The sequence below is a fragment of the Cupriavidus sp. SK-3 genome (assembly GCF_000611145.1).
Lineage (GTDB): Bacteria > Pseudomonadota > Gammaproteobacteria > Burkholderiales > Burkholderiaceae > Cupriavidus.
The window spans coordinates 106,917-125,352 of sequence record NZ_JFJV02000102.1 but is presented as its reverse complement, the minus strand read 5'-3'; the positions used below and the strand labels follow the sequence as shown (position 1 = coordinate 125,352).

General features: G+C 65.5%; 16 protein-coding genes, 1 tRNA gene and 1 pseudogene. 12 read left to right on the top strand and 6 right to left on the bottom strand.

The window, feature by feature from the left end; all coding sequences use genetic code 11:
- Nucleotides 1–244 precede the first annotated feature (244 nt).
- The 4 genes from ribBA (at nt 245) to CF70_RS10560 (ending at nt 3,776) form a co-directional block, all read left to right on the top strand.
- On the top strand, nt 245–1,357 hold the full coding sequence (gene ribBA, locus CF70_RS10575) for a bifunctional 3,4-dihydroxy-2-butanone-4-phosphate synthase/GTP cyclohydrolase II (RefSeq protein ID WP_035863903.1): 1,113 nt from the start codon (nt 245–247) through the stop codon (nt 1,355–1,357).
- Nucleotides 1,358–1,423: 66 nt separating this feature from the next.
- Complete coding sequence (gene ribH, locus CF70_RS10570; protein WP_035863901.1) at nt 1,424–1,927, top strand: 6,7-dimethyl-8-ribityllumazine synthase; 504 nt, start codon at nt 1,424–1,426, stop codon at nt 1,925–1,927.
- Nucleotides 1,920–2,441 (top strand): transcription antitermination factor NusB, encoded by a 522-nt coding sequence (nusB, locus tag CF70_RS10565; protein WP_035863899.1) that lies wholly within the window; start codon nt 1,920–1,922, stop codon nt 2,439–2,441. The genes ribH and nusB overlap by 8 nt, the downstream gene beginning before the upstream one ends.
- Nucleotides 2,442–2,594: 153 nt before the next feature.
- A complete protein-coding gene (locus tag CF70_RS10560) occupies nt 2,595–3,776 on the top strand; it encodes a pyridoxal phosphate-dependent aminotransferase (RefSeq protein WP_035863897.1) in 1,182 nt (393 codons plus the stop codon).
- A gap of 164 nt (nt 3,777–3,940) precedes the next feature.
- Here the strand turns inward: CF70_RS10560 and CF70_RS10555 are convergent, their stop codons facing one another.
- On the bottom strand, nt 3,941–4,999 hold the full coding sequence (locus CF70_RS10555) for a lytic transglycosylase domain-containing protein (RefSeq protein ID WP_035863895.1): 1,059 nt from the start codon (nt 4,997–4,999) through the stop codon (nt 3,941–3,943).
- A gap of 631 nt (nt 5,000–5,630) precedes the next feature.
- Between CF70_RS10555 and ubiD the strand changes: the two genes are divergently transcribed.
- Nucleotides 5,631–7,160: a 4-hydroxy-3-polyprenylbenzoate decarboxylase gene (ubiD, locus tag CF70_RS10550; RefSeq protein ID WP_035863893.1), complete on the top strand. Its 1,530-nt coding sequence runs from the start codon at nt 5,631–5,633 to the stop codon at nt 7,158–7,160.
- Between the two features lie 146 nt (nt 7,161–7,306).
- Nucleotides 7,307–9,331, top strand: coding sequence for an acetoacetate--CoA ligase (locus tag CF70_RS10545; protein ID WP_035863890.1), 2,025 nt, complete (start codon nt 7,307–7,309; stop codon nt 9,329–9,331).
- Nucleotides 9,332–9,412: 81 nt separating this feature from the next.
- Here the strand turns inward: CF70_RS10545 and CF70_RS10540 are convergent, their stop codons facing one another.
- On the bottom strand, nt 9,413–10,069 hold the full coding sequence (locus CF70_RS10540; RefSeq protein WP_035863888.1) for a glutathione S-transferase family protein: 657 nt from the start codon (nt 10,067–10,069) through the stop codon (nt 9,413–9,415).
- A 481-nt stretch (nt 10,070–10,550) separates the two neighbouring features.
- Here CF70_RS10540 and CF70_RS10535 point away from each other — a divergent pair, with 481 nt between their 5' ends.
- Entirely contained in the window at nt 10,551–11,765 is a 1,215-nt protein-coding gene (locus CF70_RS10535) for a polyhydroxyalkanoate depolymerase (protein ID WP_035863886.1), read from the top strand.
- Between the two features lie 46 nt (nt 11,766–11,811).
- On the opposite strand, the gene CF70_RS10530 is transcribed toward CF70_RS10535, so the two are convergent.
- Complete coding sequence (locus tag CF70_RS10530) at nt 11,812–12,297, bottom strand: cupin domain-containing protein (protein ID WP_051648237.1); 486 nt, start codon at nt 12,295–12,297, stop codon at nt 11,812–11,814.
- 274 nt (nt 12,298–12,571) lie between these two features.
- Between CF70_RS10530 and CF70_RS10525 the strand changes: the two genes are divergently transcribed.
- From CF70_RS10525 to trmB, 3 genes are all read left to right on the top strand, one after another.
- Nucleotides 12,572–13,507, top strand: a complete 936-nt coding sequence (locus tag CF70_RS10525) for an aldose epimerase (protein ID WP_035863884.1) — start codon at nt 12,572–12,574, stop codon at nt 13,505–13,507.
- A 115-nt stretch (nt 13,508–13,622) separates the two neighbouring features.
- A tRNA-Gly gene (locus tag CF70_RS10520) sits at nt 13,623–13,697 on the top strand.
- A gap of 77 nt (nt 13,698–13,774) precedes the next feature.
- Nucleotides 13,775–14,542 (top strand): tRNA (guanosine(46)-N7)-methyltransferase TrmB, encoded by a 768-nt coding sequence (gene trmB, locus CF70_RS10515; protein WP_035863881.1) that lies wholly within the window; start codon nt 13,775–13,777, stop codon nt 14,540–14,542.
- Nucleotides 14,543–14,616: 74 nt separating this feature from the next.
- Here trmB and CF70_RS10510 read toward each other — a convergent pair whose 3' ends face one another.
- The 3 genes from CF70_RS10510 to CF70_RS37645 form a co-directional block, all read right to left on the bottom strand.
- Nucleotides 14,617–15,498 (bottom strand): undecaprenyl-diphosphate phosphatase, encoded by an 882-nt coding sequence (locus tag CF70_RS10510; protein ID WP_035863878.1) that lies wholly within the window; start codon nt 15,496–15,498, stop codon nt 14,617–14,619.
- Nucleotides 15,499–15,652: 154 nt separating this feature from the next.
- Nucleotides 15,653–16,213, bottom strand: a complete 561-nt coding sequence (locus tag CF70_RS10505) for a DUF1439 domain-containing protein (protein ID WP_035863875.1) — start codon at nt 16,211–16,213, stop codon at nt 15,653–15,655.
- A 19-nt stretch (nt 16,214–16,232) separates the two neighbouring features.
- A complete protein-coding gene (locus CF70_RS37645) occupies nt 16,233–16,517 on the bottom strand; it encodes a YkgJ family cysteine cluster protein (RefSeq protein WP_035863873.1) in 285 nt (94 codons plus the stop codon).
- Between the two features lie 201 nt (nt 16,518–16,718).
- Between CF70_RS37645 and CF70_RS10495 the strand changes: the two genes are divergently transcribed.
- The gene (locus CF70_RS10495; protein ID WP_035864088.1) at nt 16,719–17,513 is read left to right on the top strand and encodes a TetR/AcrR family transcriptional regulator; all 795 of its coding nucleotides are present in this window, start codon (nt 16,719–16,721) and stop codon (nt 17,511–17,513) included.
- Nucleotides 17,510–18,436: pseudogene (locus CF70_RS10490) on the top strand (efflux RND transporter periplasmic adaptor subunit); the annotation flags it as partial. The gene CF70_RS10495 and the pseudogene CF70_RS10490, both read left to right, overlap by 4 nt.

Below are 18,436 nucleotides of genomic sequence, written 5' to 3'. Positions count from 1 at the left end.
GCCGGCCGCCATTGCCACGCACCCCAAGCGTCAACCGCCACCGGGAGGTCCCCGGCGGGCAGCGCGCGCCTTGCGGCGCGCGGTTGACGTACAATATTGGGCCAGACCGCTGCCGCGGCCGGCCGGTTTCCCCCCAAGGCGGGTCCCGGCGAGCCAGTGCCGACAGCCGGCCAGCAAGCCATCCCGCCCGAAATTCAGCCAGAATTCCAGCCCCAACCTCAGCCCGCTTTCCAGCCTGCAAGCCATGACAATCGCCCGTACAGAAGAAATCATTGCCGAAATCCGTGCCGGCCGCATGGTTATCCTGGTTGACGAGGAAGACCGCGAGAACGAGGGCGACCTGGTGCTGGCTGCCGATTTCGTCACACCGGAGGCGATCAACTTCATGGCCAAGTATGGCCGCGGCCTGATCTGCCTGACGCTGACCGCCGAGCGCTGCCGCCAGCTCGAGCTGCAACCCATGGTCAGCCGCAACGGCACCGTCCACGGCACCAACTTCACGGTATCGATCGAAGCGGCCGAGGGCGTCACTACCGGCATTTCGGCAGCCGACCGGGCCCGTACCGTGCAGGCCGCCGTGGCAAAGGACGCCCGCGCCACCGACCTGGTCCAGCCCGGCCATATCTTCCCGCTGACGGCCCAGCCCGGTGGCGTGCTGATCCGCGCGGGCCATACCGAGGCCGGTTGCGACCTGGGCGCCCTGGCCGGCCTTACGCCGGCTGCCGTGATCTGCGAGATCATGAAGGACGACGGCACCATGGCGCGCCTGCCCGACCTGGTCGAGTTCGCGCAGGAGCATGACATCAAGATTGGCACCATTGCCGACCTGATTCACTACCGCAGCCGTACCGAGAGCATTATCGAGCGCGCCGGCGAGCGCACCATGCAAACGCCCTACGGTACCTTCAACAGCATCATCTATCGCGACAAGCCGAGCGGCCGCGCGCACCTGGCGCTGGTCAAAGGTGCGCCGCAGCCCGACCGGGAAACGCTGGTGCGGGTGCACGAGCCGCTGTCCACCCTGGACCTGCTCGAAGTGTCGCGCACCACGCATTCGTGGAGCGTGCCCGCCGCGCTCGAGGCCATTGCCGAGGCCGATCACGGCGTGATGGTGCTGCTGAACTGCGGGGACACGGCGGAGCAGCTGTTCACGCAGTTCTCGGCCCTTGATGCCCCGCAGAATCGCCCCCGTGTGAAGCCGGACCTGCGCACCTATGGCACCGGCGCCCAGATCCTCAAGGATCTGGGCGTGGGCAAGATGCGTGTGCTGGCTTCCCCGCTGAAAATGCCGAGCATGACCGGCTATGACCTTGAAGTGACTGGCTACCAGCCCATGAGCGGCGGCCAGGCAAACTGAACTACCGGATATCCGGCGGCCGCAATCCTATCGCCGGCCGCCACCCCGAACCCAGGAGAACACAAGATGGATCACGGTTTCTATCCCAGCAACCTCGAAGGTGAAGGCCTGCGCATCGGCATCGTGCAAGCGCGCTTCAACGAGCCGGTTTGCGACGAACTGCGCGAAGCCTGCGTGGCCGAACTGGAAAAGCTGGGCATCGAAGGCGAGGACACCCTGGTGGTGACCGTGCCCGGCGCCCTCGAGATTCCGCTGGCACTGCAAAAGATGGCCGAAAGCGGCCAGTTCGACGCACTGATCGCGCTTGGCGCGGTGGTCCGCGGCGAGACCTACCACTTCGAGCTGGTCTCGAACGAATCCGGCGCCGGCATCACCCGCGTCGGGCTGGACTTCAACGTGCCCATCTCCAACGGCATCCTGACCGTCGACACCGACGCCCAGGCTCACGCCCGCACCCGCGAGAAGGGCCGCGATTGCGCCCGCGCCGCGGTGGAAATGGCAAACCTGGTTTCCGCGCTGGATTCGCTGCGCGGCCAGGAAGAGGATGAAGACGAGGACGACGATGAGTGACGCGCCCGATAGCAGCAACCCCGCCGGCAAGCCGGCGGACGACGCCGGCGCCAAGCCCGCCGCCAAGTCCGAGCCCAAGGCAGCGCCCAAGAGCGCGCGCCGCCGCTCGCGCGAACTCGCACTGCAGGGCCTGTACCAGTGGCTGCTGAATCGCAACGATACCAATGCGATCCAGGCCCACCTGCACGACGCCCAGGGCTTCAACAAGGCTGACCGCGAGCACTTCGACGCCCTGCTCAATGGCGCCATCCGCGAAGAAACCAGGCTGACCGGTGCGTTCGAGCCTTTCCTGGACCGCCCGGTGGCCGAGCTGTCGCCGGTGGAGCGCGCTGCCCTGCTGATCGGCAGCTACGAGCTGATCCACTGCGTCGACATCCCGTACAAGGTGGTCATCAACGAAGCCGTGGAACTGACCAAGACCTTCGGCGGCGTGGAAGGCTATAAATACGTCAACGGTGTGCTGGACAAGCTGGCCGCCAAGGTGCGCGCGCCCGAACTGGCCGCCCGACGCTGAGCGACGGCAACCTGCGCCATTCACGGCGCCAGGCTTGCCGTTCAGGCACCCGCTCCGGCGGGTGTTTTTACTTCTACGCCGGTCAACCCGGCTTAATTCCGCTTTAACCTCGCGTCTCCTCCCCCAACCCAGCCCACCAAGCCTATTCCCGCCATGGACATGCAGCGCCTCGCCACCGCCTCCCGACTTGCCAACATCGATGCCTTCCACGTGATGGAGCTGGCCAAGCAGGCCGCCGAACTCGAACGTGCCGGGCGCCACATCATCCACATGGGCATTGGCGAGCCCGACTTCACCGCCGCCGAGCCCGTCGTGCGGGCGGCCGAGGCGGCCATGCGCCGGGGCGTCACCCAGTACACCGGCGCGCTGGGCATCGCGCCGCTGCGCGAGGCCATCGCCGGCTATTACAAGACCATGTACGGGATCGACATCCCGGCGCGCCGCGTGATGGTCACCGCCGGCGCCTCGGGCGCGCTGCTGCTGGCGTGCGCCGTGATGGTGGAGATCGGTGCCGAGGTGCTGATGCCGGACCCCAGCTATCCCTGCAACCGCCATTTCGTCGCAGCCTTCGACGGCCGTGCCAGGATGATCCCGAGCGGCCCGGCCCAGCGCTTCCAGCTCACGGCCGCGCAGGTGGAAGCACACTGGGGCGAGCAGACCCGTGGCGTGCTGCTCGCCTCGCCCTCCAACCCCACCGGCACCTCGATCCTGCCGGATGAGCTGGCGCGCATCCTTAGGGCCGTACGCGCCCGCCAGGGCTTCGCCATCGTCGACGAGATTTACCAGGGCCTGTCGTACGACGCGCCGCCGGTATCGGCGCTGAGCCTGGACGACGATGTGATCACCGTCAACAGCTTCTCCAAGTACTTCAACATGACCGGCTGGCGCCTGGGCTGGCTGGTGGTGCCGGACGAACTGGTGAATGCCTTCGAGAAAGTGGCGCAGAATCTGTTTATCTGCGCCTCGGCCGTGGCCCAGCACGCGGCGCTGGCCTGCTTCTCCCCCGAAGCGCTGGCCATCTATGACGCACGCAAGGCCGAATTCCATCGTCGCCGCGACGCCATCGTGCCGGCGCTGGAATCGCTCGGCCTGCGGGTGCCGGTCAAGCCGGATGGCGCCTTCTACGTGTATGCGGACTGCCGGGGCGTCAACCACCCCGCCGCGGGCGACGCCGACACCCTGACCCAGGCCATGCTGCGCGATGCGGGCGTGGTCATGGTACCGGGCCAGGATTTTGGTCCCTATACGGCCAGTGACTATATCCGGATCTCGTACGCGACCTCCATGGAGAACATTGAGGAAGCCATGGCGCGACTGGGCAAGTTTTTCGCCTGAGGATTGCACAAACGAGACCCAAACGAAGGCGCATCAAACGAAAAAAAGCACCCCTGCGGGTGCTTTTTTTCTGGTTGCCGGCTCCGTCTTGTCCTGGCGGGCCCGGAGGCGCCTTCTCGCGCGTGCCGGCAAGCAGCAGCCGTCCAGGCTGCCGCCGGTGCGTATCAGGCGCTTTTCGGCACGTTCCCGGCGGCTTCCAGCTTGTCGCTGGTCGTACCTTGATGGTGCTCTGCCTGCGACTTGGCGTCGGTAGTCACTTCCGGCTTGGCAGCCACGGGCTCGGCCGTGACGCTGCGCACGCCGGGCAGCTGACGCAGGCGGGCACGTTCTGCCAGCACCTTGGCGCCATAGCCGCCGTCGGTGTTGGTGGTCGCTGCGCCGACGTAGTACTTCAGGCCGCCTTCCAGCGAACCCGCGCGGGCGATGCAGTCCTTCAGCACCAGCGCGCCGATCTTGATATTGGCGTACGGGTTGAGCGCGGCTGCCACGCCGCCCACGGCCTCGTACTTGTCCTGGTGGACCTTGGTCATCACCTGCATCAGGCCCTGCGCGCCCACGCCGCTCTCGGCGTACGGGTTGAAGCTGGACTCGATGGCGATCACGCCCAGGATCAGCAGCGGATCGATGCCAACCTCACGCCCGGTCAGGTACGCAGCCTTCACCAGCTGCGCGGTTGCCTGCGCCGCGACGCGGTACTTGCGTGCGATGTACTCAGCCACGACTGCCTGCTCGCGCGCGCTGCCCAGCGTAGCCGGGTTGCGCGCATCCAGCGCCACGCGCTGCGCCGGGATCTGCGCGGCCAGGTGGGCCACGGAGGGCACCTTGCCGGCCGGCTGGCCCCAGTCGTCGGTGCCGGACACCGTGGGCAGGCCCACGGGCTTGGCCGGCGCCAGACCGATCTTGGCCGCGGCCACGTCGGCCGTACTGGCAGGCACCGCCGCTTCCATCAGTACCGCGGGCGCTTCCTCGCCGGCCAGCGCGCCAGCGAGGGCCGTACGCCACTCCTGGCTGACCGACAGCGATACAGCTGCGACTACAGACAACACCCCGAGACTGTTCAGGGCATATTTCAATGTTGCGCGACCGCTCCGCAAGGCGCGGCCAGCGACCGGATGCGCGAGACGGACCTGCAATGCCCGATTCACTCCGGGTACCGGTTGTCTGAAACGGACCTGCAATGCCCGCCCGACTCCGGGAAGATGAAGGGTTTTCCAACCACTCATACTTACCTCCATCCGCCGTCCGCTTCGCGCCGCGTTGTTGCGCCGCACGTCCGTTGACCGCGTATTCAAGTAAGGATGCCGCGCCGCCTAGCAATGACGTCCAGCACCTGTTGGTGAGCGCTCCCCATGCGCCCAACGAGAAACAAGGTAGGCTCTTGGGGGAGCCTGCCCTGCCGCGAACTACTCAAAGCACCCGGCCAGCGCCGGGGCGATCGACCGGACCCGTCCTGCACTGACGGATCCGCTCATATGATCGGATATGGATGATTCTTCACTAACCCCTTGACAGGGCGCAGAAAAATGTGCTGCACCGCAACACTCCAACGAGCAGAAACGGATTGTAGAAACCCTTTTATACATCGTCAAGAATAACGATTTCAATTAACAAAGCTTTTGGTTATATGTAACAAGGCTCTTTGACGCACTTTCACCACCCCCCGACTCTGGGAAAGTCAGCACTGGCAATGCATGGAGGCCATCGCGGCCGACCTCGACGGTGTCAAAAAATTTACAATTTGGAGATGCAAATGAGGATGATTTTTTTGCGCCTCATCGCACCAATGTGTAGATAGAAGCATATAACTTGCCAGGACAGGCGCGCTCCGTCGCCTGTACACCACTAGAATTCACTATGAAATACAACGACTTGCGCGATTTCATCGGCCAGCTGGAAGGCCTTGGCGAACTGAAACGGATTGATGCGCCGGTGTCGCCCAACCTCGAAATGACCGAAATCTGCGACAGGCTGTTGCGGGCAAGCGGACCGGCAGTCGTGTTCGAAAACCCGAGCGATCCCCGGACGCCTGGACAGAGTTATAGCGTCCCCGTACTGGCCAATCTGTTCGGTACGACACGCAGGGTGGCGCTGGGCATGGGCGCCGAAAGCCTGGCCGATCTACGTGATATCGGCCGTGTCCTGTCGGCGCTCAAAGAGCCCGAACCGCCCCGCGGCCTGCGCGAAGCCGGCAAGCTGTTCACGCTGGCCAAGTCCGTGTGGGACATGGCGCCCAAGCGAGTCGGCAGCCCGGCCTGCCAGGAGGTGGTCTGGGAAGGCAACGACGTGGACCTGGCGCGCCTGCCCATCCAGACGTGCTGGCCGGAAGACGCGGCGCCGCTGATCACCTGGGGCCTGGTGATCACCAAGGGCCCGCACAAGAAGCGGCAGAACCTGGGCATCTACCGCCAGCAGGTCATCAGCCGCAACCAGGTCATCATGCGCTGGCTGGCGCATCGCGGCGGCGCGCTGGACTTCCGCGAGCATGCGCTGAGCAACCCCGGCAAGCCATTCCCGATCGCGGTGGCGCTGGGTGCGGACCCGGCCACCATCCTCGGCGCCGTCACGCCCGTGCCGGACACCTTGTCGGAATACCAGTTCGCGGGACTGCTGCGTGGCAGCCGCACCGCGCTGGCCGGCTGCATCACGCCCACGCTGTCCGAACTGAGCGTGCCGGCTTCGGCCGAAATCGTGCTGGAAGGCCATATCCAGCCCGACCCGAACCACCCTTCCGGCTACCAGCACGCGCTGGAAGGCCCGTACGGCGACCACACCGGCTATTACAACGAGCAGGACTGGTTCCCGGTCTTCACCATCGACCGCATCACCATGCGGCGCGATCCGATCTACCACTCCACCTACACTGGCAAGCCGCCCGACGAGCCGGCCGTGCTTGGCGTGGCGCTTAACGAAGTCTTCGTGCCCCTGCTGCAAAAGCAGTTCCCGGAAATCACGGATTTCTACCTGCCGCCCGAGGGCTGCAGCTACCGCATGGCCGTGGTGCGCATGAAGAAGCAGTACGCCGGCCACGCCAAGCGCGTGATGTTCGGCGTCTGGAGCTTCCTGCGCCAGTTCATGTATACGAAGTTCATCGTGGTGGTGGACGACGACGTCGACGTGCGCGACTGGAAGGAAGTGATCTGGGCCATCACCACGCGCGTCGATCCCGCGCGCGATACCGTGCTGGTGGAAAACACGCCGATCGACTATCTCGACTTCGCCTCGCCGGTATCCGGGCTGGGCTCGAAGATGGGCATCGACGCCACCGACAAATGGCCCGGCGAAACCACCCGCGAATGGGGCCGCCCGATCCAGATGGATGCCGCCGTCAAGGCACGCGTCGATGGCCTTTGGGACTCGCTGTTCGAGGCCCGGTCCAAGGCATGACGGCGGACTGCATGTAAGATCACGTTTCCGGGTCGGCGGCGAGCGAAGCCGCTCCCGAACCCAAACGGTATCGCGAGGCATCGCACCGCATTACACCGTATCGCAACCTATCCGCACGTCCGCGCAGACGGACCCGAGGAGGAGACATGGGCACCCTTGAAGAAGGGAGACTGATGTGGACGCCGTCGCCGGCGTTCCGTGACGGCAGCCGTATTGCGCACTTCATGCGCTGGCTGGAAAGCGAGCGAGGCCTCGCCTTCGCGGACTACGCCGCACTATGGCAGTGGTCTGTGACCGACCTGGAAGGTTTCTGGGACGCCATTCGCGCCTACTTCGACCTGCGCTTCGACACCCCACCCTCGCGCGTGCTCGGCGATGCCGGCATGCCCGGCGCGCGGTGGTTCGAAGGCGCCAGCCTGAACTATGTGCAGCAGGTATTCCGCCATGCCGGCAGCGGCGCGGCGCGCCAGCGCCCCGCCATCCGCTACGCCGGCGAATCCGTTGAAGTCACGGACCTTGGCTGGGACGCACTCGAACAACAGGTAGCCTCGCTGGCGCACGCCCTGCGCGAAATGGGCATCACTCGCGGCGATCGCGTGGCAGGCTACCTCCCGAACATCCCCGCCACCGTCGTCGCCTTCCTGGCCACCGCCAGCCTGGGCGCGATCTGGTCGGGATGCGCGCCCGACATGGGGCAGGTGGCGGTGATCGACCGCTTCCGCCAGATCGAGCCCAAGGTGCTGATCGCCGTGGACGGATACCGCTACGGCGGCAAGGCTTACGACCGCGCACCGGTACTGTCCGACCTGGCCGCCGCGCTGCCCTCGCTCACGGACCTGGTGCTGGTGCAGGCGGGAAATCCCGGCGAAGGCACGATCCCGCTTCCGCCCGGCCTGCGCCGCCACGCATGGCAAGACGTGCTGGCCCATCGCGTGCCGCTGGCGATTGAGCCCGTACCGTTCGACCACCCGCTGTGGATTGTCTACTCCTCGGGCACCACGGGCATGCCCAAACCCATCGTGCACGGCCACGGCGGCATCGTCATCGAGCAACTCAAGCTCATGGCCTTTCACAACAACCTCGGGCCGGATGACGTTTTCCACTGGTACAGCAGCAGCGGCTGGATCATGTGGAATGCCCAGGTGGCGGGGCTGTTGCTAGGCACCACCATCGCGCTCTACGATGGCAACCCCGCCTGGCCCGACGCCGGGGTGTTGTGGCGCTTCGTGGATGCCGCCGGCGTCACCGCCTTTGGCGCCGGCGCGGCATTCTTCACCAGTTGCATGAAGGCAGGCATCGAGCCGGCCCGCGTGGCCGACCTGTCCCGGCTGCGCGCGCTTGGCTCCACCGGTTCGCCACTACCTGCAGAGGCCTACGACTGGATCTACCGCCACGTGCACACCGACATCTGGCTGGCGCCCATGAGCGGCGGCACCGACTTCGCCGGTTCCTTCGTGGCGGGTTGCCCGATCCTGCCCGTCTATTCAGGCGAGATGCAGTGCCGCTGCCTGGGCGCAAAAGTGGAAGCCTTCGACGAAGCCGGCCAGACGCTGACCGAAGAAGTGGGCGAACTGGTCTGCACGGCGCCGATGCCGTCGATGCCGCTGTTCCTGTGGGGCGATGCCGACGGAAAGCGCCACCGCGACAGTTACTTCGATACCTATCCCGGCGTCTGGCGCCACGGCGACTGGATCAAGATCACCGCGCATGGCGGCGCCATCATCTACGGCCGCTCGGACGCGACCATCAACCGCCACGGCATCCGCATGGGCACCAGCGAGTTGTACCGGGTGGTGGAAGATCTGCCGGAAGTGCTCGACAGCATGGTGGTGGATCTCGAGTACCTCGGCCGCGAATCCTACATGCCGCTGTTCGTGGTGCTGCGCGAAGGCGTGGTGCTCGACGATGCGCTGCGTGACATCATGCGCGCGCGCATCCGCAGCGCGCTGTCTTCGCGCCATGTGCCGAACGAAATCCTGCAAGTGCCAGGCGTGCCGCGAACGCTGTCGGGCAAGAAGATGGAAGTGCCGGTCAAGAAACTGCTGCTGGGCCACGCCCCGGACAAGATAGCCAATCGCGATGCCATGGCCAACCCGGAGACGCTGGACTGGTACTTTGCCTACGCCGTGCATTTCCTCGCGGCGCGTGCGAGCGAATCCGCGCCGGTGTAAAGCAAAGAGGGTGCGCCGCGGCGCACCCTCTTCTTAATTGCCCATCTCCTTTTTCCCCTTTTCACCCCCTGCACCGGCGAATCAGAACTCCACTTCCAGCTCGCTGATTTCATCGGGCTCTTTCTTGGCGTCCGCGATCCATTCCTGCAACTCCGGCATTGCCAGGATCTGCTTGCAGTATTCCACCGGCGCGGGATCCAGCATCACGCCATAGGTCACAAAGCGCGTCACTACCGGCGCATACATCGCATCGGCCATGGTGCGTTTTTCGCCGAACAGGTAAGGGCCGCCATACTGTGTGAGGCACTCGGTCCAGATCTGTGCAATGCGGTCGATGTCGGCTTGCGCGCGCGACCACACCTTGAAGCCGGGAAAGTGCCCCTTCAGGTTCATCGGCAGCGCCGAGCGCATGGCCGCGAAGCCTGAGTGCATTTCTCCGCAGATGGCGCGGCAATGCGCGCGCGCTGCGCGCTCCTCCGGGAGCAGGCCGGCCTTGGGACTGACTTCGTTGAGATACTCGGCAATCGCCAGCGTATCCCACACTGTCACGCCCTGGTGCAGCAACCGCGGGACGAGGATGGAGGGCGACAGCAGCAGGATTTCCGCGCGCGCCGCGGCATCGTCGGGCGGTACCAGCACCTCTTCGAACTCCAGTCCCGCGAACCGGGCCAGCAGCCAGCCCCGCAGGGACCATGAAGAATACGTCTTGCTGCTGATGGTCAGTGTCGTCCTTGCCATCCCGCCTCCTTGCCACCTGGAAAAGCCGTTGCATGGTGGGCGAATGCCGTTGTGTGTGCCAGTGAACGGTGCGCCCGCATCTCTCGGTGCAGTGTCGTGCTATGTGCTTTGCGCTCGCTGCTTCTACTATGAGTTTGTACTACATCATGGCGATGACATTTGTATTGCGCCTGCGTACTTCGCCGGGCCCCGGGGGTAGTCGAGCCCTATGAGGAACACGCACATCGCAAGCGCCTTTTCATGCCCGGATGCACTCCAGCCGCCGCGGCACTGGCACGGTGCAACACACGGCACCAGCATGAGGCGGCGATATTGCCAAGGGCCAGCAAGCGTCGCCCACGCGCGCCGCTTGCGCCGCATACGAACCAGAACAGGTCACCCCGTTACACCATACGGGCAAGCCCGCAAGCCTCATGCCAGCCGCATCGCCGTGGCACGCATATTGCGGCTGATGAGGTCAACGCATAAAAAGGGGTGAGCCATGCTGTACCAGGTGTACCAGAGCTATGCGGACCTCATGCACCCTGCCTGCAGCGTCGCCGACCTGGTGGCGTCGGCGCTGGCAGTGAACTCGCGGCTCTCAGGTTGCGAGCCAATGCGCGCCACGCGCGCCGCCTGCGAAGTGCTCGCGCTGAGCCGGCTGACGCATCATCGCCCGGCCTTTGGCATCGATAGCGTCACCGTAAACGGCACACCGTTGCAGGTGACCGAGGAAGTGGTCGCAAGCACGCCTTTCTGCTCGCTGCTGCGTTTTCGCAAGCATGGCGTCTCCGGCCAGCCACGCGTGTTGCTGGTGGCGCCGATGTCGGGCCACTTTGCCACGCTGCTGCGGGGCACCGTGCAAACCATGTTGCGCGACCACGACGTCTACATCACCGACTGGCACAACCCGCGCGACGTCTCGTTGCTGCACGGGCGCTTCGGCTTTGACGAGTTCGTCTATCACCTGATCGATTTTCTCCACGCCCTCGGCAGCGGCACGCACTTGATGGCGGTTTGCCAACCCACCGTGGCGGCGCTGGCCGCAGTGGCCCTGATGGCGGAAGACAATGACCCTGCCCAGCCGCCCAGCCTGATCCTGATGGCCGGACCCATCGACGCGCGCATCAACCCGACCAAGGTCAACGAGCTCGCCACCAGCCAGCCCATCGAATGGTTCGAGAATTCGCTCACCGGCTACGTGCCGCTGCGTTTCGCCGGCGCGATGCGCCACGTCTATCCCGGCTTCATGCAGCTGATCGCCTTCATGAGCATGAACCATGAACGCCACCAGCAGGCGTTTCGCGATCTTTACGACCTTCGCGCCCACGGCGATCACGCCCGCGCCGATGCGATCCAGGTGTTCTACGAGGAATACTTCGCCACCATGGACCTGAGCGCGGAGTTCTATCTCGAAACCGTGAGCATGGTGTTCCAGCGCTTCTTGCTGGCGCAGGGCCTGCTCGAAGTGGGCGGGCGCCGCGTGGACACGAACGCGATCCACCGCACGGCGCTACTCACAGTGGAAGGCGAGCGGGACGATATCTGCGCCATCGGGCAGACCATGGCGGCGCAGGAACTGTGCGGCAGCCTGCGTCCCTATATGCGCATGCACCATGTGCAAACCGGAGTTGGCCACTACGGCGTATTCAACGGCAAGCGCTGGGAAACGCAGGTCTATCCGCTGGTGCGCGACGCCGTACACATGAGCGCATGAAACGCGCGAGCCCGTGAGCGCGCCCGGCGCTTCCAGGGCAGCCCGGCTAGGCGGCGTCGCGGTCCTTCGGCCACGGTGTCACCGCGGGCACCGCGCATGGGCCTTCCACCTCGACCGTACCGAAGTCGGCCGGCCCCACGATCTCCAGGTACTCCATGTCCGGCGAGTAATCGAACAGGTAGTGGGTGATGCCGGGGCGCTGATGGACGCAATCGCCGGTCGCCACCAGCGTCTCCTTGTCCTCGTACATGAAGCGCGCCCAGCCCTTGAGCATCAGCACCACGTGGAACTGCGCCTCGTGGCGGTGCCAGCCTGTGCCCTGCTCGGGCGGCTGGTTGGCCTTGACCAGTTGCACCAGCAGCTTGCCGCCGGTGGCCTCGGCAATGCCGAGATCGCGATAGAGGAAGAAATCGCGCAAACCCTGGTCGACGAAAGCGGTGTCTTGCGGGCGCACGTGGGAAAACTTCGTCGGGGTGGAGTCCGCGGCGGGATCGCCGGCGGGCGCGCTGGACTTGTTGAGGGACTCGGCCATGACAAGCTCCTTTCGCTGGGGGAAAGCACTGCGCTGCGACGCAACATTCACGCCAGCAGCGGCCCGGTTGAATGTGGAGCACCGTCCGCTGCGTGTGCCATGCGCCGGGGACCTGGCACGCCGCGCATGCCCTTGCCGGGGGCGCGGCGCACCAGCCCGGCACTGGACCGGTGCCATATGATTATGCATCCCGGACGCCCGGCCGGCAGCATGCCCACGCGGGCAACGCAATGGCGGCTATGATGCAGCGATATGCACTCCCCGGAACCTCCGCATGCAGCCCCTTTCCCATACCCGCTTCCAGGGCCAGGCATTGATCCGGGTCGGAAACGAAGATAGTTTCCTTCTGCTCGCCCCGCAGTTCGGCGGCCGCCTGGTGCGCTGGGTACATCGCGGCGAGGACATGCTCTACTGGCCCGACAACGCCGACTGGTCCCAGCCCGCCCGCGTTCGCGGTGGAAATCCCCTGCTGTTCCCCTTTATCGCCAGGCACTTCGCCGACGGTGCGCAGGGTGCCTGGAAAGACGCCAGCGGCGCCGTGCGCGCCATGCCGAACCACGGTTTCGCGCGTGACCTGCCCTTCGCGGTCACGCGGCACGAGCCGGGACGCAGCATTGCCATGGAGCTGCAAGCCTCGGATGCGACGCGCGCTTCCTACCCGTTCGATTTCAGTTTCGAGGTCACTTACCGCCTGCTGGAGGACGGGCTCGAAGCCAGGCTGCGCACGCGCAATGCCGGTGCACAGCCGCTGCCCTATTACGCCGGCCATCATTTCTATTTCGCGCTTGCCCACCAGGGGCGCGGGGCATCCGGGCTGGCCATGCCGGCCGCGATCCTGATGCATCAGCGCGCCGATGGCTCGCCGGCATCCAGCGGCGCAGGCGCCGCAGCGTACCGGCTTGATGACCTGCGCCTGCAAGACACCTTCCACGTCCTTCAGCCGCGGCTTGCCGCGCCGCGCGCCTGTACGCTGGCGATGCCACCCAACGCCGCTGCCCCTCAGGGCCGCAAGCTGGTGATCGACCTGGACCCGCCGGGCAGCATACCGTGGTTCGCCGTCACCACATGGTCCGAGCACGTCGACGCCGACTACTACTGCGTGGAGCCCTGGCTCGGCCTGCCAAACGCGATCCACCATGGCATGGGGTTGCGCTGGCTCGCGCCGGGCCAGGAAGAGGCGGCGATTTGCCAGCTGCGGCTGGAGCGATAGTGCAGGCGCCCCTGCCGCGCGGGCGGCAGGGGCGGAAAATAACGCACTTTTCATCGGCTGTGGCACGCTGGCACCTTGCGCTCGCCGGGACATCCCGCGTAGAATCGCGCTTCTTGCGGGCGTCGTATAATGGCCATTACCTTAGCTTCCCAAGCTAAAGACGTGGGTTCGATTCCCATCGCCCGCTCCACATCAGATTGAGACGAGCCGCCTTCGCCACCTGGTCGCATACCCGATCAGGCCCCGCCCGGCGGCTTTTTTGTTGCCATGCTCCCCCAAGACCCCAGCTCCGATCCGACGCCAGCCGACGACGCTGACAACGCGCCCATCCCGGCCGACACCGGCACGGACGTCGCGCATCCGCGCCGCATCCGTTCCTTCGTGCGCCGCGCCGGGCGCACCTCCACCGGCCAGCAGCGCGCCATCGATGACCTGGGGCCGCGCTTCATCCTGCCGTATGCCCCGCAGCCGCTCGACTGGGAGGCTGCTTTTGGCCGCGCTGCCCCGGCGATCCTGGAAATCGGCTTCGGCATGGGCGAGACCACCGCGCATATCGCGCAATTGCGCCCGCAGGACAACTTCCTGGGCTGCGAGGTGCACGAGCCCGGCGTGGGCGCCCTGCTCAAGCTGATTGGCGAGCGCGAGATTGGCAATGTGCGGATCATGCCGCACGACGCGGTCGAAGTCATCGCGCACATGCTGACGGAATCCTGCCTGGACGGCGTGCACATCTTCTTTCCCGACCCCTGGCACAAGAAGCGCCACAACAAGCGGCGCCTGGTGCAGCCGCCGCTGGTCAAGCTGCTGGCCAGCCGCCTCAAGCCGGGCGGCTACCTGCACTGCGCGACCGACTGGGAGGAATACGCTCACCAGATGGTGGAAGTGCTCTCCGGCGAGCCAGGCCTGGTCAATACCTCGGATACAGCCGGCGGCTTCGCGCCGCGGCCGGACTACCGCCCGGTGACCAAGTTCGAGCGTCGTGGCGTGCGCCTTGGGCATGGCGTATGGGACGTGGTGTTCCGCAAGCGGGCCTGAGGCCATGCCGTAGCTGGCGGAATAAAAAAAGGCGTGGCCACGAGCCACGCCTTTTTCATTTGCTGCACCACGTATCAGGCATGCCAGGCGATCAGCCCCGAGTAAGCCGTCACCAGCACGACGATACCGAAGACGATGCGGTACCAGGCGAACGGCTTGAAATCATGGGTGGCAACAAAGCGCAACAGCCAGCGCACGCACAGGAAAGCGGACAGGAAGGCGAAGACGAAGCCGATGCCGAAGATGCCGAGGTCGTCGGCGGAGAGCAGCGCGCGTGACTTGTACAGCTCGTACACGGTGGCCCCGAAGATCACCGGGATCGCCAGGAAGAAGGAGAACTCGGTAGCCACCTGGCGCGACAGCCCGAACAGCATGCCGCCAATGATGGTCGCGCCGGAACGCGAGGTGCCGGGGATCAGGGCGAAGCATTGCGCCAGCCCGACCTTGATCGCATCGCGCCAGTTAAGGTCGTCGACGGATTCGATGCGCGGCGCCCCGGCCTGGGCAGCCTTCAGCAAGGCGTTGCCTTGCGGATGGGATACCCGGCCCCGGTGGCTTTCGCGCCACTCGGCCCACAGGATCACCACGCCGCCGACGATGAACGCGGTCGCCACGGTGATCGGGTTGAACAGGTGAGCCTTGATCCACTTGCCGAACACCAGCGCCAGCACGATCGCCGGCACGGTGGCGACGATGACGTTGATGGCGAAGCGCCGCGCTTTCTCGTCGGTGGCCAGTCCGCCCACCACGGTGGTGATACGGCGACGGAACTCCCAGCACACCGCCAGGATGGCGCCGAACTGGATCACGATCTCAAAGATCTTGCCCTTTTCATCGTTGAAATCGAGCAACTGGCCGGCCAGGATCAGGTGGCCGGTACTGGAGATAGGCAGGAACTCGGTCAGTCCTTCGACGATGCCGAGGATCACGGCTTTCAAGGCGAGAGCAATATCCATTCTTATTGGGAGAGCGAAGGAAAACGAAGGCGAGGCGAAGAAAGGAAAATGAGTACCCTTACGGTCTCACACATATGGAACCACCACTATCAACCACGAGCATGACGCTACCGTGTGCAAGGCAAATGCCTCTCACGCAGCGCGCCGCCTGTCCTTACGGACGATTGATCTTGACATTGATCCCGTTGGGCAAAACGGTGATTGTACCGGGCTCGACACTCGCGCCGGCAAGGCGCAGCTCGTCGGGGCGGAAGGTATAGAGCGGGTAGTCCTGCAGCAATTGCTCCGCGAGGATGCCGCCGAGCGCATTGAGCTGGCGCGAGAACTGCGGCGGCAGGCCGTTGACGTCGAACTGCTGGACCTGCGGATCCTGCAGCACGACCGCGCGGCTGGCCGGATCGTAGCGCAGGCCGCTGTCCAGCGCGAAGCGCCCGGTCAGCGGCTGGCGGAAGAACAGCCGGTTGTCCACGGTGGCATCGAACTGTACGTTGACGCGGTTGCGGCCGGGGTCCAGCGTGAGCTGCGGGTTGGCGAGCTGGATGTCGAACAGCTCCATATAACGCTTGTTGAAAGGAAACTTGCGCTCCAGTGCCGATTGCAACTGGCTCTGCGAGAAGGTGTAGTCGTTGCTCATCACACCGCAGGCGGCGAGTCCCGCGAGGAGCGCGGCTGCACCGCTTGCTGCCAGCCAACGCCGGCGAGTCATTTTGAACATCTGTTTGATCCTTGCGGGTTTAACCGGCGTGGCCGGGCGCGGTAGCGGCCTCTAGCTGCGACAACCATGCCAGCGCATGCACACGCGAGTCGCCGCACATGTCGGCCGCGGGCTTCAGTCCGGCGCAAAACGCCGGCCGCGTGGGTTCGCCGAAAATCGCGCAGCGCCGGTCTGGCAACAGTTGCACGCAGGGTACGCCGGCCGGCTTGCCGTATGGCATGCCGGGGATGGGCGAAGTGATCGAGGGCGCGGTGCAACAAGCGCCACAATCTGGCCGGCAGGAAAGTTCAGACTGAAGGGGCATGGCAAAGGTTCAGGGCAGGCATCGCCCGGCAGCCCCGTATTGTGCCCCAATCCGAACCCCCTCCTTCACGCTTTGGCGCCGGCAGTGCCATGGATTGCCGGCACGCTTGACCGCCGGAATCGCGTCTACTACATTACTGACCCAAGAGTTATTTATCTGCAATTCTCGCGGAACGCGCCGGCATCGGTGCGCAGCGGCACAGTGAAAAAGTCTCCAGACCAGAATCAGGAAGCGGCAAACACCAAACGTTGGGCTCGCCGCAAAGCCGCACGCCCGCAGGAACTGGTGGCCGCCGCGCTCGAGCTTTTCGTCCAGCGCGGCTATGCGGCCACGCGGCTGGAGGATGTTGCCGCCGCGGCAGGCGTGTCCAAAGGCACGGTGTATCTGTATTTCGCCAATAAGGAAGAGCTGTTCAAGACCGTGGTACGCGAGAACCTGGTGCCAACACTGACCAGGGGCATCGACCTGGTGGAGAACTACCAGGGTTCCACGCCGGCGTTGCTCCGCGAGTTGCTGCGCGGCTGGTGGGGCCTGATCGGGGCCACGCCGGTAGCCGGCCTGACCAAGCTGATCATGGCCGAGTCCAGCAACTTCCCCGACATCGCGCAGTTCTACCATGAGGAAGTGGTGCTGCCGGGTGACGAACTGTTCGCGCGCGTGCTCAAGCGCGGCGTGGAGCGTGGGGAGTTGCGCGAGACGCCGGCCAACCCGACCACAACGCTGATCTGCGCGCCGCTGATGTTCCTGATGCTGTGGCAGCGCGCGTTCAGCGCGTCGTCGCGCATCGAGATCGACCCCGAGGCTTTCCTCGACAACCTGCTCCAGATGTTGCTGTTCGGCCTGACCACCGGCGCGGCGCGCGATACGCCGCTGCCGCCCCAGGTTGGCCCCTACGTCTGGGAGCAGATACGAAAAGAACAACAAGAAGCCCTTGCACAAGCGCAGGGGCAGCAGGACGCGCGGGATCCCCCGGCGCGGCCGACGGAGACCGCATGACCCGACGCAAGAAGATCCTGATCGTTGCGATTGCCGCCATTGCCGTGATCGGCGTGTTGAGCGCCGCTGCCGCGGTCCGCAAGGCAGGCAACGGCAAGCCGGGCGCGGCCCCGGCGCAAGCCACTGCCCGGGGAGCCGCCGCGCCCGGCCTGGTGGAATTCCTGCAGTCCGACCTGGTCGATGCCACCACGCAGGACCTGCGCGTTTCGCTGCCGCTGTCCGGTGGGTTGCGGGCGCTCAACCAGGCTTCGGTCAAGGCCAAGGTCTCGGGCGAGGTGCAGCAGGTGCTGGTGCGAGAGGGTGAAGCCGTGCGTGCCGGCCAGGTCATCGTGCGCATCGATGCTACCGAATACCAGGCCAAGGTAGCGCAGGCTCGCGGGCAGATGCTGGCGGCGCGCGGCCAGTACGAGAATTCGAAGCAGACCTTCGAGCGCAACCGCGAACTGGTGGCCAAGGGCTTTATCTCCAAGACCGCCTTCGACAATTTCCAGAGCAACCTGGACGTGGCGCGCGCCAACCTCGATGCCGCCCAGGGCGGCCTGGACGTGGCGCAAAAAGCGCTCGCCGATACGATCGTCAAGGCGCCGCTGGACGGCCTGGTGGCGGCGCGCGCTGTGCAGCCGGGCGAGAAGGTATCACCCGACACCCGCCTGATCGACGTGGTGGACTTGCGCGCGCTGGAACTGGAGGCGCCGATCCCGATGGCCGACGTGGCGCGTGCCGCCATCGGCCAGGCCGTGCAGCTTGACGTGGAAGGCAGCGGCCGTTTCGAGGGCAAGCTGGTGCGCATCAACCCCGCGGTCAGCCAGGGCACGCGCAGCATCATGGTCTATGTGCGGGTCGACAACCCGGACGCGCGCCTGCGCGCGGGCATGTTCGCCCAGGGCGCGCTGGTGCTCGGCCGCCATGCCGGCGTGGTGGCG